The sequence below is a fragment of the Oscillospiraceae bacterium genome (assembly GCA_022483045.1).
In the GTDB taxonomy this organism is placed as follows: domain Bacteria; phylum Bacillota; class Clostridia; order Oscillospirales; family Acutalibacteraceae; genus Caproicibacterium.
In genome coordinates this window covers 74,246-89,669 of the sequence record JAKVOA010000002.1, presented here as the reverse complement: position 1 = coordinate 89,669, position 15,424 = coordinate 74,246, and the positions used below count along the sequence as shown (strand labels likewise).

Genomic DNA, 15,424 nt, shown 5'->3' with positions numbered 1-15,424 from the left:
CCGCCCTTTTTGCAGTCATTGGGAAAGAGGGAATTTTTGCTATGACCGTAAAAGCAGGCGTTATCGGCGCCACCGGCTACGCCGGCGCAGAGCTGGTGCGCATTTTGGCGGGCCACCCGCAGGCCGAGCTTTCCGCTGTCAGCTCTGTCAGCTTCACGGGCAAGCCGCTCAGCTCGGTATATCCCGCGTACTACGGCCTGTGCGACATGGTCTGCGGTACACAGGAAGAGGTGCTGCAGAAAAGCGACGTGGTCTTTGCCGCTCTGCCGCACGGCCTTTCGCAGCCGCTGGCAAAGGCCTGCCACGACGCGGACAAGGTCTTTGTTGACCTGGGCGCCGACTTTCGCCTAGAGCGCTTAGACGAATACGAAAGCTGGTACGGCGTCAAGGCAGTTTACCCCGAGCTGCATCAGCAGGCTGTGTACGGCCTGCCCGAGTTCTTTCGGGAGCAGATCCGCGGCAAAAAGCTGATCGCCAACCCCGGCTGCTACACCACGGCGGTGCCCATGGCGCTGGTGCCGGCCTTGCAGGCCGGGCTTATCAGCAAAGACGGCATTATCGCGGACTGCAAGTCCGGCGTGACGGGCGCCGGCCGCAAGCAGACCCAGGATACCCATTACCCCGAACTCAATGAGGGAATGCATGCCTATAAAGTGGGCGGCCACCGCCATACCCCCGAAATCGAGCAGACGCTGCGGCGCATCTGCGGCGAAGAAGTCACCGTTACCTTTACCCCGCACTTGCTGCCGGTAAACCGCGGCATTCTTGCCACCTGCTATGCGCACCTGACCCCCGGCACCACGCTGGAAAAATTGCAGCAGACGTATGAGGCTTTTTACCAGAAAGAGTATTTCGTACGGGTGCTGCCGCAGGGCATGCACGCGGATATCAACCACGTGCGCTGCAGCAACTTCTGCGAAATAGAGCTGCATGTAGACCCGCGCACCAACCTGCTGATTGCAGTGTCGGCGCTTGACAATATGGTAAAGGGCGCGGCCGGGCAGGCGGTACAGAATATGAACCTGGCGCTGGGCCTGCCCGAGACCGCCGGGCTGACCATGTTTCCGCCCGCGTTTTAAACAACATTCGATATAATATCGTACATGGAGGATACAGCATGAAGTGGATTGACGGCGGCGCCACCGCACCAAAGGGATTCCGGGCAGCGGGCGTTTACGCGGGGGTCAAGGCCTGCGCGAATCTGTCCGAGGCAGACGCCCAGGCGTTTGTGCAGACGCTGAACAACAAAGCGGAAACACCCCCGAAAAATGACCTTGCCCTGCTTTGCGCGGACGCGCCCTGCACAGCAGCGGGTATTTTCACCAGCAACCTGGTCAAGGGCGCGCCGATTGCGGTGTGTCGAGAGCACCTGAAAAATGGGCGGGCGCAGGCGGTTATTGCCAACAGCGGCAACGCCAATACCTGTAACGCCGACGGCCTGCAAAAAGCCGAAGCAATGGCACAGGCCGCCGCACAGGCTTTGCACATTGCCCCGGAAGATGTGCTGGTGGCCAGTACCGGGGTTATTGGGCAGCCGCTGCCGCTCACCCCGGTGTTGGCGGCTGTGCCCGCCCTTGCAGCAAAGCTTTCGCCGCAAGGCAGCCTTGCCGCCGCCACCGCGATTATGACAACGGACCGCGTGCCCAAAAACATGGCGGTCTCCTTTTCGCTGGGCGGAAAGACCGTGAATATCGGCGGCATGTCTAAAGGTTCGGGTATGATTCACCCCAATATGTGTACCATGCTGTGCTTTTTGACCACCGATGCGGCGATCTCTGCGGCGGCGCTCGACCGCGCACTGCGCCTTGCTGCCGCGGACAGCTTCAATATGCTCAGCGTAGACGAAGATATGAGTACCAATGATACCTGCCTGATTTTGGCGAGCGGCAGGGCGGGCAACCCGGAAATTACCGAAGACGGCCCGGCCTTTGCGGCCTTTGCAGAAGCGCTGAAAGCGCTGTGTGTCAAACTTGCGCGCGCCATGGCAAAGGACGGCGAGGGTGCCGGCCGGCTGCTGGTGTGCAGTGTTTCCGGTGCGAAAAGTGACGCGGATGCGCGCCGGGCGGCCAAAGCGGTTATTTGCTCTTCTTTGGTTAAGGCGGCCATGTTTGGCGCGGATGCCAACTGGGGCCGTGTGCTGTGTGCAATCGGCTACTGCGGCGCTGAAGTGGATATTCACAAGGTCGATGTCGATTTCACTTCCGCGGCGGGCACCATTGCGGTCTGCCGAAACGGCGCCGGTGTGCCGTTTGATGAGGACCGCGCAAAGCAGATTCTGCTGAAAGATGAGATCACCATTTCTGTCACCCTGCACGACGGCGCCGCTCATGCGCAAGCGTTTGGCTGTGACCTTACATATGACTATGTCAAAATCAATGGCGATTACCGTACCTGACTTTCTTTCCGCCCCTGCAGAAAGAACAATTCCAATCATTCTTTTATAATATAAAATTCTGATATAATATAAAATTCTGATTCGATTCCAAAGTTTATACAGCACGTTTGGGAGGATAACATGAACATCGCAAACGAAGACCGCGCACAGGTCCTGGTACAGGCGCTGCCCTATATCCAGAAACTTGCCGGTAAGACGATCGTTGTCAAGTACGGCGGCAATGCCATGATTGACGACCAGCTCAAAGACGCTGTTATGCGCGACATCGTGCTGATGCAGCTGGTCGGCATTCGCGTGGTGCTGGTGCACGGCGGCGGGCCCGAAATCTCTGCTATGCTGAAAAAAGTGGGCAAAGACAGCAAGTTTGTCAACGGCATGCGCGTGACCGACAGCGAAACCGTAGACATCGTGCAGATGGTGCTTGCGGGCAAGGTCAACAAAGCGCTCGTGCAGCTGCTGCAGGCGCATGGCGGCCAGGCAGTGGGTCTTTGCGGGCTGGACGGCAGCCTGATCTGCGCCAAAAAACTGGAGCGCAGGGAAGACCTGGGCTTTGTCGGCGAAATTACAAAAGTCAATACCGAAATTATTGAGGACGCCGAGGACACCGGCTACATTCCGGTTGTTTCCACCATTGCGGGCGGCGAAAACGGCGAGGTCTACAACATCAACGCCGACATCGCCGCGGCACGCATCGCCGCCTGCCTGCACGCCGAAAAGCTGATTTTAATGACCGACGTGCGCGGGCTTTTGCGCGACCGCACCGACGACTCTACCATGATTCCGGTTGTGCAGGTTTCGTCTGTGCCAAAGCTGCAAAACGACGGCATTATTTCCGGCGGCATGGTGCCAAAAGTCGACTGCTGTGTCGAGGCCGTGCGCCGCGGTGTGGGCCGCGCACACATCATTGACGGGCGCATTCCGCACTCTATTTTAATCGAATTGTTTACCGACGAAGGCATTGGCACCATGTTTTACTAATTGTATATAAATACAGAATGTATAGAATACGGGGAGGCACATCATGCAGTTTCCAGCCATACAACAGGGCGACAGCCGCTACCTGATGCACACCTATGGCCGCTTTCCGGCGGCACTGGTCAAGGGCAACAACGCCACCGCCTGGGACGCAGACGGCAAAAAGTACATCGACTTTACGGCGGGCATTGGCGTCAACAGCCTGGGCTACAGCGACCCGCAGTGGGTCGCGGCGGTCAGTGGGCAGGCCGCGCAGATACAGCATCTTTCCAATCTGTACTACAGCCCGGTCACTGTTCACGCGGCCGAGCTTGTGTGCCGTGCCGCCGGCATGGAGCGCGTGTTTTTCGGCAACAGCGGCGCCGAGGCAAACGAATGCGCGATTAAGGTTGCGCGCAAGTACGGCACCGACAAGTACGGCGCGGCCCGCAACCAGATTATTACGCTGAACAATTCCTTTCACGGGCGCACGGTCACTACCCTAGAGGCGACCGGCCAGGCCATGTTCCACCAGCATTTTCTGCCGTTTACCGGCGGCTTTTTGTACGCGGACGCCAACATGACAAGCGTGCGCGAAACCGCGACAAAAGATACCTGCGCGGTGCTTGTCGAGCTGATTCAGGGCGAGGGCGGCGTGATTCCGCTGGAAAAAGAATTCGTACAGCAGCTTGCCGAATTCTGCAGTAAAAACGATATTTTGCTGATGATTGACGAGGTGCAGACCGGCGTAGCCCGCACTGGCAGCTTTTTCTGCTACCAGCAGTATGATGTCTTGCCGGACGTGGTCACCGCGGCAAAAGGCCTGGGCGGCGGGCTGCCGGTGGGTGCCTGTCTGGTCGGGAAAAAGTGTGCCGATGTGCTGACCCCCGGCGACCACGGCAGCACTTTCGGCGGCAACCCGGTGGTCTGTGCGGGTGTTGCGGCAGTGGTTTCGCGCGTGGCGCAGCAGCCTTTTCTGTTAGAAGTGCAGCAGAAAGGCGAATACCTGAAAAAACGCCTGGAAGCGATGCAGACCATTGCCGGCGTGCGCGGCCTGGGGCTGATGCTCGGCGCAAAGCCAAAAGCCGGCGACCCCGGCAAAATCGCCGCGGCCTGTGTTGCGGGCGGCCTTTTGGTGCTGACTGCAAAAGACGTTCTGCGCTTTCTGCCGCCGCTTACAATTACCAAGCGGGAAATGGACGAGGGCTTGTCTATTTTAGAGCAGGTGCTGGCCGGCTGAGGCGCAGCGCGCATTTGCACAATTCGCTTTATCCGGGTATAATCAAACAAAGCAAACTTAAATCTGCAAAAGGAAAAGAGGTTCTTTTATATGAAACATTTACTGAAGATGCTGGACCTTTCCGGCAACGACATTTCGGGCATTTTGGACCTTGCCGATCAGCTGAAGTACGAGCAGAAGCACAACATTGAGCACCGCCGCCTTGCGGGCAAGACGCTGGGCCTGATTTTTGAAAAAGCCAGCACCCGCACTCGTGTTTCCTTTGAGGTGGGCATGTATCAGCTGGGCGGTCTGCCGATTTTCCTTTCTGCCAACGATATGCAGATTGGCCGCGGCGAGCCGGTGCAGGACACGGCCCGCGTGCTTTCCCGCTACTTAAACGGCATTATGATCCGTACCTTTAAGCAGAGCGAGGTCGAGGCCCTTGCACGCGACGGCTCTATTCCAATTATCAACGGCCTTACCGACTTTGCCCACCCCTGCCAGGTGCTTGCCGACCTGATGACAATCCGCGAAAGCCGCGGTACACTGGACGGCCTGAAAATGTGCTTTATTGGCGATGGCAACAACATGATGAATTCGCTGATTGTCGGCGGCCTGAAAATGAAGATGGAAGTCGCGGTTGCGTGCCCGAAAGATTACCGCCCGGCTGCCGAGGTGCTGGACTTTGCACAGGCGTACCCGGCCTTCAGCATGACCACCGACCCGCTGGAAGCAGCCGTTGGCGCGGACGTTGTCATCACAGATGTGTGGGCTTCTATGGGACAGGAAGACGAGGCTGCCAAGCGCCGCGTGGCGTTTAAGGGCTACCAGATTAATGACCAGGTCATGGCTGCCGCTAAGCCGGATGCCATGGTGCTGCACTGCCTGCCAGCCCACCGCGGCGAAGAAATTACTGCGGAAGTCTTTGAAAAGCACTCTAAAGAAATCTTTGAAGAGGCCGAAAACCGCCTGCATGCCCAAAAAGCGGTGCTGGTGAAACTGCTCGGCTGATTCACTTATTCTTTTATAGTAAATCATGATACAGAATTTATCATAAAAAGTCTGATTTAGTCAGAAAACAAAAGAAACCGCCGCTCTGCTTTTGCTGCAGGGCCGCGGCTTTTTGCTTTTTAGAGCAGGCGCTTTTTTTGCGAAATCCGCCTGCAGACAGAATCTGGCACAGGAGAAAGGCTTATTTTACAAGAGTGCCCGCCTCAGAGGACTGCAAAATGAGAATCTGCTGCTCCATGCCGGTGGCGCAGTCGATATAGACCAGGACGCGGTCGCCCTTTTCGCCGGTGCAGGTGTACTCCCAGCACAGCACTTCCTTCAGGCCGCTGGTCGGAATCAGCGCCTGGCGGGAAGCGGTCACTTTCAGTTTGGGGCTTACCTTTTTCTGTGCCGCTTCCTTGGTGTATTTCGGCGTGGCAAAGCTGCGCGAAATGTGGTTCATCAGGTAGCCGCTTGCGCTCAGCTCGACGATGTCGCCGTTGTCCATGGCGACGCCCACTTTGATAAGGTCAGGGTAGCAGCGAACACCCTTTGTCTGGTACGCGAAGTTAAACAGGGTGCGGCCGTCCGTTTTGACCCAGTAGGTGGGCTGCATGTCGGTGTAGCCGCACTTGGCAAGGCAGGCGGTCGCTTTTTGCAGAGCCGCGTCGGTGCTGATTTTTTCCGAAGTGATGTCGCGGCTGTTGCGCATGGAGCACAGCATGCCGCCCTTTTTGGTGACAGCGATATTTGTGCTGCCCGCGGTAAAGTTATAGGCTGCGAGGCTGCCGGTAGTGTCGGCCGCCGCAGCAAGCTTGTCTTTCGACAGGTTGAGCGCCTTTGCCGCCACAGCGCAGGCGGCGTCTTTGGTCACGTCGCTTTTGCCCTCTAAAAAGCGCGCGGCCTGCCGGTTGATGTGGTCGGAAAACGGGCCGTCGTAGATAAGCGAGGGGAAGTTGGCAAAATCTTCAGCGGTCTGCTTAAACTGCGACGAGAAATTCGCCGAGGAATAATCCAGCTTTAAAGAGGAAAGATTGGTGGAAAGCTTCTGTGCGTACGTGTGCAGTTCTTCAATCGTTTTGTACTCCTGCTCGGTAATGTGCCCGCCGCCGCTGATGCGGTTTGACAGGCTCATGGAAAAATCGCCGACCTGTGAAATGTATTTGGAAACGTTGTTCATGGTCGTGTCCGATACCGGCAGGGTGGCCAGCGCTTCTTTAGCCAGCCCGGTTTCGTGCAGCAGCCGGGCCGCAAGGCCGTTTTGCTGGGTGGGGGTGTTGGCATAGATGCTTTTGTCTAAGGTCGTGGAAATGTTGCTCACGCAGTCGCGCAGGTCGCTGTAGGCGCGCTCATAGGTGTAGGTCAGGTCGCGCTTTGCGGACTTTTCTGCGGCCATGCTGCGCACCGAAAATACGCCCGCCGTAATTACCGCGGCCACCGCAATGACGCCCATGACAATCGCGATCGTTCTTCTTCTTTTCATCAAACATCACCTTGCCCGTACCTGCGGATTTTCTGTACCAAAGGGGATACAAAAGACAGGCAAAGCGGGCCAGTGCTAGCTTTTGCCACCCACGGCAGAATTATACACCCGCTCTCAACAGAAAACGGCTTTGAAATACGGCTGAGTTGATGTATAATAAAAAAGCATGACCAGCGTCTTTTGACAAAAAAGGCCGGTCAGCACATTCTGTATGAAAATACAAAATGATATTACATAAGAATTTTATACAAATCGTATTTTATAATCTTCACGGCCGCGGCGCCGCGAAAAAAACGGAGGGTACAAAGCATGACAATTACTGATTTTTATGCTGAAATGAAAGGGAAGACAGTGGCCTTTTGCGGCTTGGGGGGCAGCAACCTGCCGCTGATCAGCCGTTTTTTACAGGCGGGCGCAAAGGTGACCGCCCGCGACCGGCGTACACGCGAAAAACTGGGCGGCCTTGCCGATAAACTGGAGGCACAGGGTGTCACACTGGTGCTGGGAGAAAACTACCTGCAGGCATTGCAGGAAGATGTCATCTTTCGTACGCCCGGCATGCCCTACCACTTGCCAGAACTCGACGCGGCCCGCGCCCGCGGCAGCGCGGTTACCAGCGAAATGGAGGTCTTTTTGGAGTACTGCCCGTGCCGTGTTTTCGGCGTGACCGGCTCTGACGGAAAGACCACCACGACCACTATTTTGTCAAAGATTCTGCAGCACGCGGGCAAAACCGTGCATGTCGGCGGCAACATCGGCAAGGCCCTGCTGCCCATAATCGACGAGATTAAGCCTGCCGACGCAGTGGTCGCGGAGCTTTCCAGTTTTCAGCTGATTTCCGTTGGCCGCAGCCCGCAGGTGGCCGTTGTGACTAACATGAGCCCCAACCATTTGGATATTCATAAGGATATGCAGGAGTATATCAACGCGAAAAAGAATATTTTCCTGCACCAAAATGCCTTTGGCCGCGCGGTGTTTAACCTTGACAATCCCATTACGGCCGGGTTTGTGCAGCATGCCCGCGGCGAATGCCTGACTTTCAGCCGTAAACAGCGCGTGGAAAACGGCTGCTATGTCAGCCCGGACGGCACCATGATCTTTACCAAAAACGGCGTCGATGTGCCAATTATGAATGTATCGGAAATCAAGATTCCGGGCGAGCACAATGTAGAAAACTATATGGCGGCTGTCTGTGCGGTGTGGGGATACGCCGCGCCCGAGGATATCCGCGCGGTGGCAAAGACATTTTCGGGGGTTGAGCACCGGGCCGAGCTGGTGCGCGAGCTTGACGGCGTGCGCTGGTACAACGACAGCATTGCCACTACGCCCAGCCGCACGGTGCGCGGAATGCTTTCGCTTTTCCCGCAGAAACTGATTTTGATTGCCGGCGGCTATGACAAAAAGATTCCGTTTGAGCCGCTTGGCGAGCCGGTGTGCCAGCACGTAAAGACCTTGGTGCTGATGGGAGCCACCGCGCCCAAAATTGAGCAGGCAGTCACGTCCGCGACGGATTACCGCCCCGGCCAGCCAAAGATTCTGTACGCGAAAACCCTGGAAGAGGCGGTTGCCCTGTGCCATGCAGAGGCGAAGTCTGGCGATATTGTCGCGCTTAGCCCGGCGTGCGCCAGTTTTGATATGTTCCCCAATTTTGAAACCCGCGGCGACCGCTTCCGCGAGCTGGTGAATCAGCTGTAAATGCAGGCTGTATCTGCAATTCCACAGAGAGATATTTTGCTTTAAACTTGAAAGAGAAGGTGCCTTGTTTTAATGCAGATGGAGAAAATATTGAAAACGCTGTGCCGCGCCATCGGCACCAGCGGCGATGAGGCGGCGCCGGTTCGAGCGGCGCTGCAGCTGACCGGACTTGCCGGCGGCAGAACCGATGCCCTTGGCAGCGGGTGGGTCACGCTTGGCAGAGCGGATGCACCCAAAACCATGCTGCTTGAGGCACATATGGACCAGATCGGCTTGGTCGTCACCGCAGTGGAGGAGCACGGCTTCCTGCGCGTGGCAGACTGCGGCGGCTCTGATGTTCGGGTGCTGCCCGGCTGCCCCGTGCGGGTGTGTGCTTCTGGTACAGAAGACCCGCTTCTGGGCGTTGTCTGCAGTGTGCCGGCGCACCCTGCGCAGGACAGCGCCGATAAAGTGCCGCCAACGGCGGAGATGACCATTGACCTGGGCCTGCCTGCGCTGAAAGTAAAAGAAATGGTCTGCCCCGGCGACCGCGTGGTGCCTGTCTATGTGCCGCGCAAGCTTTTGGGTACACGCTTTACCTCTGCCGCACTCGACAACCGCGCCGGTGCGGCGGCAGTCGTGCGTGCTGCACAGCTGCTGCAGGGGGCTGACCTTTCCGACTGGAAAGTGACGTTCCTTTTCAGCACAATGGAGGAAGTCGGCGGGCAGGGCGCTCATACCGCGGCGTACAGCATAAAAGCCGATGAGGCAGTGAGTGTCGATGTCGGCTTCGGTATGCAGCCCGGCGTCAAGCCCGAGGTCAGCCACCCCGTGGGCGGCGGCGTGATGATCGGCACCGCGCCGATTTTGGACCGCAGCATGTGCCGCTGCCTGGCGGAATTAGCAGAAGAAAATCATATTTCGTATAAATGGGACGTTATGGGCGGCTCCACCGGTACCAACAGCGATGAAATCGCCACCACCCGCGGCGGCGTGCGCACAGCACTGCTCAGTATTCCAGAGCGCTCTATGCACACCCCGGCCGAGGTGGTCGATTTACAGGATATCGAGGACACGGCGCGCCTGATGGCTTTGTATGTTTGCAGCCGCTGCGGCACTGCCCTGCCCGCTGTCCCTGTTGCACCTGGGGAGCCTGCCCCGGAGACGGCCGAGCCAAAAGACGAGAGCACTGACAAAGAGGTCTGGAGCGCCTGCCTGCCGCAGCTTTGCCGTGCACGCGGTGTTTCCGGTAGCGAAGATGCGGTGCGCGCGCTGATTCTGCCGCAGATACGCCCGTACGCGGAAAAAGTAGAAATTACGCCGCTGGGCAGCATCCTTGCCTACAAAAAGGGCAGAAACCGCGCCAAGACCCGCCTGCTGATGAGCGCCCATATGGACGAGGTCGGCCTGGTCGTCACGCATATCACCGGCGAGGGCTTTCTGCACTTTGACACAGTGGGCAGTATTGACTCGCGCGTGCTGCCCGGCCGCAGCGTCACCATAGGCCAGGGAGAAAAAACCGTGGCGGGCGTTGTCGGTCTCAAGCCGATTCACCTGCTGAAAAAAGAAGAACGCGGAAAAGCAATTCCGAAAGATGAATTGTACATTGATATCGGCGCCAAAGACCGTGCCGAGGCGGCGGCCGCCGTTACCCCCGGCGACATGGTCACCTTTGACAGTGTGTACGAGGAAAACGGCTTTTGCGTCAGAAGCCGCGCGCTGGATGATCGCGCGGGCTGTGCGCTGCTGATTCACCTACTGCAGCAGCCGGATTGGGAATATGATACGGTATTTTCATTTACGGTACAGGACGAAACCGGAATGAATGGTTCGCGCACCGCCGCGTACCTTGCCGGCCCGCAGGCGGCCATTGCGGTAGAGTGCACCGCCGCCGGCGATGTGCCCGGCACAGAAACCGACCGCGAGGCCTGCCGCTTAGGGCAGGGGCCGGCCATTTCCTTTATGGACCATGGCACGATTTATGACCAGATGTACACGAAGTGGGCCTTTGAAGAGGCCCGCAGGGCCGGCGTGCCCTGCCAGTGGAAAGAGAGCGCTGCCGGTGCCGGCAGCGCCGGCGCTATTCATGTCAGCCGCGGCGGGGTGCGCAGCGTGGCAGTTTCTCTGCCGTGCCGCTGCCTGCATGCGCCTATGGGCGCTGTCAGCCGCGCAGATTATGAGGCCGCGGGTGTGCTGCTGCAGCACCTTGCCAGCCGGATTGCGGGGACAGAATGCTCTGGGCGGTAAATGATCGCGCGCGGCTTTTTGCCTATGACCAGGGTACGCTGGGCTGCAGTATCGTTTCCAGCGCCATGGCATACGGCACCTCGACTGCGGCCGCGCGCTTTTGGGAAGGGGACGGCTTTATCCTGCGCAAGCAGGACGACACTGCCACCCTGTGCGGTATCGTGCCGCGCGAAAGCGTCGAGGAGCTTCGCGAATTCCTGTATTATATTGGAATTAGAAATGTAATGAGTACGAAAGAAAACCTGCGCCAGATGGGTCTGACCCCGCTGGGCAGCGGGCTGGAAATGCGGCTGAAAGGGGATATCCCGGGCGTGCCGCTGCCGGCGGGTGCGCAGATGCGCCTTGCGGGGCAGGTTGCCCGGCCAGACGCCCTGCGGCTGGTGGATATGTATGCGCTGCTGAATGCCTGCTCGAATGTAAACTTTGTCACGCCGGCTTTTGAGCCGTTTTACCTGGATATGAGTCACCGGCTGCGGCACGGGGCGGCGCTTGCGGCGGGCATTTACCGGTACAACAGCCTGTGTGCCTGTGCGGCGGCGGCGCTTTCGCCAAAGCAGGCTCTGCTTTTTGCGGGGGCGGCTTCGCTTGAGGAGCGCGGAAACGGCCTTTTTGCGGCGGTGTTGTCGGCCTTGGCTGAAAAGGCCGCGCCGCGCAAAATCATTTTGCTGTGTGACCCGCGCCTGCGTGCGCACTATGAAGAGATGGGGTTCACTGTCTTTGGCAGCTGTAGCAAAGCGCACCTGTCGTAAAAATACATATTGTAATTTTATATTAATATAATACAGAATGACATATAGCTGCCCGCAAAGGCCCGTAGGGCGTGCCTGTCAGGGGGATATTTATTCCGTATTTTTCGACAAAATAATACAAAAAGGAATATTCCTCTGCAGGCTTTGCACAAATCCACTCAAAAATACATTCTGTATTTTTAAGAAGGATAATACAAAACGACAGGCGGCGGCCCTGTACATCTGCCGGTAAGCACGTATTATAATTTACAATTTGTATTTTATTTTAGCAATAATACATAAAGGAGAAAATAACGTTGCAGATTTATCCCTATTTCCATATTGATAAAAAGATTACCGACGCCGCGGACGAGGCTCTGCAAAAAGCCGCGCCGGCGCTTGCGCGTATCGATAAAGTGACCGACTACAACCAGCAGAAAATGCTGGCGGCTTTCATTGAAAACGGCGTCAGTGAAAGCCACTTCGTCGCCAGCACCGGCTACGGCTACGGCGACCGCGGCCGCGAAACACTCGACCGGGTTTTTGCCTCTGCGCTTGGTGCCGAGGACGCCTTGGTGCGCTACAATTTTGTTTCCGGTACGCATGCGCTGACTGTGGCGCTCTTTGGCGTGCTGCGCCCGGGCGACACCATGCTTTCGCTTACCGGTGTGCCGTATGACACCCTGCAGAGCGTCATCGGCCTTTCAGGCGACGGCAACGGTTCTTTGAAAGAATACGGCATTCATTACAAACAGGTAGACCTGAAAAAAGACGGCACGCCGGACTACGCGGCGATCGAGGCGGCGGTGCAGCCGGGCTTAAAGATGGCGTATATCCAGCGCAGCCGCGGCTACAGCCTGCGCCCCTCTCTGTTTGTCGAAGATATTGAAAAGATTGCGGCAATCGTCAAGCGCAAAGCGCCGGACTGCATTGTCATGGTAGACAACTGCTACGGCGAATTTGTACAGAAAGATGAGCCGGTTTCGCACGGCGCCGACTTGATGGCCGGTTCGCTGATTAAAAACCCGGGCGGCGGCATTGCCCCCACCGGCGGCTACATCGCCGGCCGCAAAGATTTGGTCGAAAGCTGCGCTTACCGCCTGACCACGCCTGGCACCGGCCGGGAAATCGGCTGCACCCTGGGCAACAACCGCGAGCTGTTTATGGGCGCGTTCCACGCGCCGCACGTGACCGGTGAAGCGCTGAAAACCGCCGTCTTTACCTCTGCTTTGTTTGAGCAGCTTGGCTACGACGTGACCCCGCGGTGGGACGAGCCGCGCGCTGATATTATTCAGGCGGTGCTGCTGCGCACCCGCGAGGCGCTGATTGCGTTTTGCCAGGGGGTGCAGAAAGGGTCGCCGGTCGATTCCTTTGTGCTGCCCGAGCCGTGGGACATGCCCGGCTACGACTGCCAGGTCATTATGGCGGCGGGCGCCTTTACGCTGGGCGCTTCGATCGAGCTGAGCGCCGATGCACCGCTGCGCGCACCGTGGGCTGTGTGGATGCAGGGCGGCCTTAATTTCCAGAGCGCACGCCTTGGCTCTATGCTTGCGGCGCAGTCTATGCTGGAAAAAGGCTTTTTGGGCTAAATAAACATTGCTACCGCACGGTTTTTACGATATAATAAAACACGGTGCAGATTCTTTTGCGCTGGTGCAGAAAGCGGCGGCCCGCGGGAAGCCGCATTGAAAAACAAAAAAGCGGCCGTTTTTTACGGCCGCTTCATAAGCGGATATGGCGGAATTGGCAGACGCGCAGGATTTAGGTTCCTGTGGAGCAATCCGTGTGGGTTCAACTCCCACTATCCGCACCAAAAAATCCATATCTTCCATCAAGGGAAAGATGTGGATTTTTCTTGTCCAAACCTGTGATATGCTTAACGCAAGGTTATTTATATAATGGGAGGTGGAATGATGAAAAAAATATGTTGCTGGTTTAAGAATTGGATTGTAATTATTGGAGTGCTGGTTGCATCATTGTTTTATTTTTTGCATTGCTTATTGAATGTTTTTAATTTAGAATTTAGGCAATGGATTACATATTTAGTGATTTTTATTTCATCTATTTTGTTAATTTGGGGAATATTTCAGCTTATATTCAAAATAAAAAAAAGAACTATAAAAGTCATACTTACAACGCTATCAATAATTGGTTTGCTTATTTTAAGCCCATATATAATCTTTTTTGCTGCCTTTTCCTATCTTCCCGAACATATTGTAACCAGAGATAATACGAAACTTGTTGCATATGTAAATGGATTTATGCACACAAATGTAAAATATTATGACTACAAAAATATTTTAGTTAGAGGTTCTCGTTTACGATTATATGAAGACTATGGAAGTGGTGGTTTTGATCCTATTCAGAATTCCCAAGGGATTATTTATAATGTAAAAAGCTATACATGGTATGATAACGACGGCAACCCCATCAAATAAAGATTATGAGCATAATCTTCGGCACCTTTTTCGTCAACTGTTTACAAAGGGGCATGTCTTCCGCAGGGAAGAGATGCTTTTTTATGCTTTTTTTACGGCCTCTAAGGCCGGCAGGGCGTTGCCCGCAAAGTCAAACAGCGCCTGGCTGCTCCACGAGTTACCCTCAGGGGTGGTGTCGTGAATATAGGCTTTGCCGGCTTTGGTGGTCCACGTTACGCCCGGCAGGGGCAGCCATGCCGGCTCCCAGTAAAAGAAGCCTTTGCCGCGGCCGTTTGGTACGTGGCGGATAACCTGAATCAAATCCCGCAGGAAGTCCGCCTGCCCCTGCGGCGAAGCGCCGTAAGGGGTCGCTTTGGCCAGCTCTTCATTGAAAATCCCGGCCGCGTCGGTCTTTTTGTCTGTAAAGCCTAAAGAAGTTTCCATAATCAAAATGTCTTTTCCGTAGCGTGCGCTGATATCGTCGATATTTGCTTTCAGGTCGGCCAGCGTGCCGTGCCAGTACGGGTAGTAGGACAGGCCGATTATGTCGAAATCCAGGGCTTCTTCTTTGGCGTGGTCAAACCAGCCGCGGTACAGCGCGTGGTTTCCGCCGTTGTCCAGGTGCAGCACAATCGGCCGCGCGGGGTTATCTTCACGCGCGGCGGTCAGCCCGGCTTTCAGCAGCTGGCACATCGCGTGGAAATTCTGCTGCCCATCTGCCAGCCTGCCGTCCGGCCACAAAAAGCCGTTGGTCAGCTCATTGCCGATCTGTATCATATCCGGCGGCACGCCCTGTTCACGCAGCTTTAGCAGCACCTGCGCGGTGTAGTTGTAAACTGCACTGGCCAGCTGTGTACCAGAAAGCTTTTCCCACGCCTTGGGCTTTCGCTGTTTTGCGGGGTCGGTCCAAAAGTCGCTGTAATGAATATCTAAGAAAAACTGCATACCTGCGGCGCGAATGCGCTTTGCCATTGCTGCTGTCCGTGCAAAGTCGTTGGTTCCGCCGCCGTAGGGGCGGCCGTTTTCGTCGTACGGGTTGTTCCACAGCCGCAGGCGGACCGCGTTGATTCCGTACACCCCGAGAATGCGGAGCAGGTCTTTTTGCTTTCCGTGGTCATAATAGACCGCGCCCGCCTGCTCCAGCTCTGGGAACATGGAAAGATCGGCGCCTTTGATGAACTCCATTTTATGAATCACCTTTCGTAGAAAATTTTTATTAAATTTTAGATAAATTATTTACTGAAAATAGTATATCATATTTGCATACAGAGTCAAGATAAAATGGATTGTTTGAAAGGCGGCCCGCAATACAGA

General features: G+C 56.1%; 12 protein-coding genes and 1 tRNA gene. 11 read left to right on the top strand and 2 right to left on the bottom strand.

Translation table 11 applies throughout. The annotated features are described in order from the left end of the window. Nucleotides 1-41 precede the first annotated feature (41 nt). The 5 genes from argC to argF all read left to right on the top strand — a co-directional run bounded on the left by argC (nucleotide 42) and on the right by argF (nucleotide 5,582). Nucleotides 42-1,079 (top strand): N-acetyl-gamma-glutamyl-phosphate reductase, encoded by a 1,038-nt coding sequence (gene argC, locus LKE53_09175; protein ID MCH3972911.1) that lies wholly within the window; start codon nucleotides 42-44, stop codon nucleotides 1,077-1,079. 38 nt (nucleotides 1,080-1,117) lie between these two features. Next, entirely contained in the window at nucleotides 1,118-2,395 is a 1,278-nt protein-coding gene (argJ, locus tag LKE53_09170) for a bifunctional glutamate N-acetyltransferase/amino-acid acetyltransferase ArgJ (protein MCH3972910.1), read from the top strand. A 120-nt stretch (nucleotides 2,396-2,515) separates the two neighbouring features. Then, a complete protein-coding gene (argB, locus tag LKE53_09165) occupies nucleotides 2,516-3,373 on the top strand; it encodes an acetylglutamate kinase (protein ID MCH3972909.1) in 858 nt (285 codons plus the stop codon). A 43-nt stretch (nucleotides 3,374-3,416) separates the two neighbouring features. Beyond that, a complete protein-coding gene (locus tag LKE53_09160) occupies nucleotides 3,417-4,589 on the top strand; it encodes an acetylornithine/succinylornithine family transaminase (GenBank protein ID MCH3972908.1) in 1,173 nt (390 codons plus the stop codon). Between the two features lie 90 nt (nucleotides 4,590-4,679). Continuing rightward, nucleotides 4,680-5,582, top strand: coding sequence for an ornithine carbamoyltransferase (gene argF, locus LKE53_09155; GenBank protein ID MCH3972907.1), 903 nt, complete (start codon nucleotides 4,680-4,682; stop codon nucleotides 5,580-5,582). Between the two features lie 181 nt (nucleotides 5,583-5,763). On the opposite strand, the gene LKE53_09150 is transcribed toward argF, so the two are convergent. Beyond that, complete coding sequence (locus LKE53_09150) at nucleotides 5,764-7,044, bottom strand: germination protein YpeB (protein MCH3972906.1); 1,281 nt, start codon at nucleotides 7,042-7,044, stop codon at nucleotides 5,764-5,766. A 309-nt stretch (nucleotides 7,045-7,353) separates the two neighbouring features. Here LKE53_09150 and murD point away from each other — a divergent pair, with 309 nt between their 5' ends. The 6 genes from murD (at nucleotide 7,354) to LKE53_09120 (ending at nucleotide 14,131) form a co-directional block, all read left to right on the top strand. Then, nucleotides 7,354-8,739, top strand: coding sequence for a UDP-N-acetylmuramoyl-L-alanine--D-glutamate ligase (gene murD / locus LKE53_09145; GenBank protein MCH3972905.1), 1,386 nt, complete (start codon nucleotides 7,354-7,356; stop codon nucleotides 8,737-8,739). Nucleotides 8,740-8,811: 72 nt separating this feature from the next. Beyond that, nucleotides 8,812-10,965: a M20/M25/M40 family metallo-hydrolase gene (locus LKE53_09140; GenBank protein ID MCH3972904.1), complete on the top strand. Its 2,154-nt coding sequence runs from the start codon at nucleotides 8,812-8,814 to the stop codon at nucleotides 10,963-10,965. Continuing rightward, nucleotides 10,950-11,714 carry a hypothetical protein gene (locus tag LKE53_09135; protein ID MCH3972903.1) on the top strand — a complete coding sequence of 255 codons (765 nt, stop codon included), beginning with the start codon at nucleotides 10,950-10,952 and terminating at the stop codon, nucleotides 11,712-11,714. The genes LKE53_09140 and LKE53_09135 overlap by 16 nt, the downstream gene beginning before the upstream one ends. A 296-nt stretch (nucleotides 11,715-12,010) precedes the next feature. Further along, the gene (locus tag LKE53_09130) at nucleotides 12,011-13,282 is read left to right on the top strand and encodes a methionine gamma-lyase family protein (GenBank protein ID MCH3972902.1); all 1,272 of its coding nucleotides are present in this window, start codon (nucleotides 12,011-12,013) and stop codon (nucleotides 13,280-13,282) included. A gap of 139 nt (nucleotides 13,283-13,421) precedes the next feature. Beyond that, nucleotides 13,422-13,506, top strand: a tRNA-Leu gene (locus LKE53_09125). A 97-nt stretch (nucleotides 13,507-13,603) separates the two neighbouring features. Next, on the top strand, nucleotides 13,604-14,131 hold the full coding sequence (locus LKE53_09120) for a hypothetical protein (protein ID MCH3972901.1): 528 nt from the start codon (nucleotides 13,604-13,606) through the stop codon (nucleotides 14,129-14,131). A gap of 81 nt (nucleotides 14,132-14,212) precedes the next feature. Here LKE53_09120 and LKE53_09115 read toward each other — a convergent pair whose 3' ends face one another. Next, nucleotides 14,213-15,295 (bottom strand): glycosyl hydrolase 53 family protein, encoded by a 1,083-nt coding sequence (locus LKE53_09115; protein ID MCH3972900.1) that lies wholly within the window; start codon nucleotides 15,293-15,295, stop codon nucleotides 14,213-14,215. Nucleotides 15,296-15,424 lie beyond the last annotated feature (129 nt).

Bases quoted from the DNA above. Each gene is read 5' to 3' on its own strand.
- argC (MCH3972911.1), top strand. From the start codon at position 42: ATGACCGTAAAAGCAGGCGTTATCGGCGCCACCGGCTACGCCGGCGCA.
- LKE53_09115 (MCH3972900.1), bottom strand. From the start codon at position 15,295: ATGGAGTTCATCAAAGGCGCCGATCTTTCCATGTTCCCAGAGCTGGAG.
- LKE53_09150 (MCH3972906.1), bottom strand. From the start codon at position 7,044: ATGAAAAGAAGAAGAACGATCGCGATTGTCATGGGCGTCATTGCGGTG.
- murD (MCH3972905.1), top strand. From the start codon at position 7,354: ATGACAATTACTGATTTTTATGCTGAAATGAAAGGGAAGACAGTGGCC.
- LKE53_09120 (MCH3972901.1), top strand. From the start codon at position 13,604: ATGATGAAAAAAATATGTTGCTGGTTTAAGAATTGGATTGTAATTATT.
- LKE53_09135 (MCH3972903.1), top strand. From the start codon at position 10,950: ATGCTCTGGGCGGTAAATGATCGCGCGCGGCTTTTTGCCTATGACCAG.
- LKE53_09140 (MCH3972904.1), top strand. From the start codon at position 8,812: ATGCAGATGGAGAAAATATTGAAAACGCTGTGCCGCGCCATCGGCACC.
- argB (MCH3972909.1), top strand. From the start codon at position 2,516: ATGAACATCGCAAACGAAGACCGCGCACAGGTCCTGGTACAGGCGCTG.
- argF (MCH3972907.1), top strand. From the start codon at position 4,680: ATGAAACATTTACTGAAGATGCTGGACCTTTCCGGCAACGACATTTCG.
- LKE53_09160 (MCH3972908.1), top strand. From the start codon at position 3,417: ATGCAGTTTCCAGCCATACAACAGGGCGACAGCCGCTACCTGATGCAC.
- argJ (MCH3972910.1), top strand. From the start codon at position 1,118: ATGAAGTGGATTGACGGCGGCGCCACCGCACCAAAGGGATTCCGGGCA.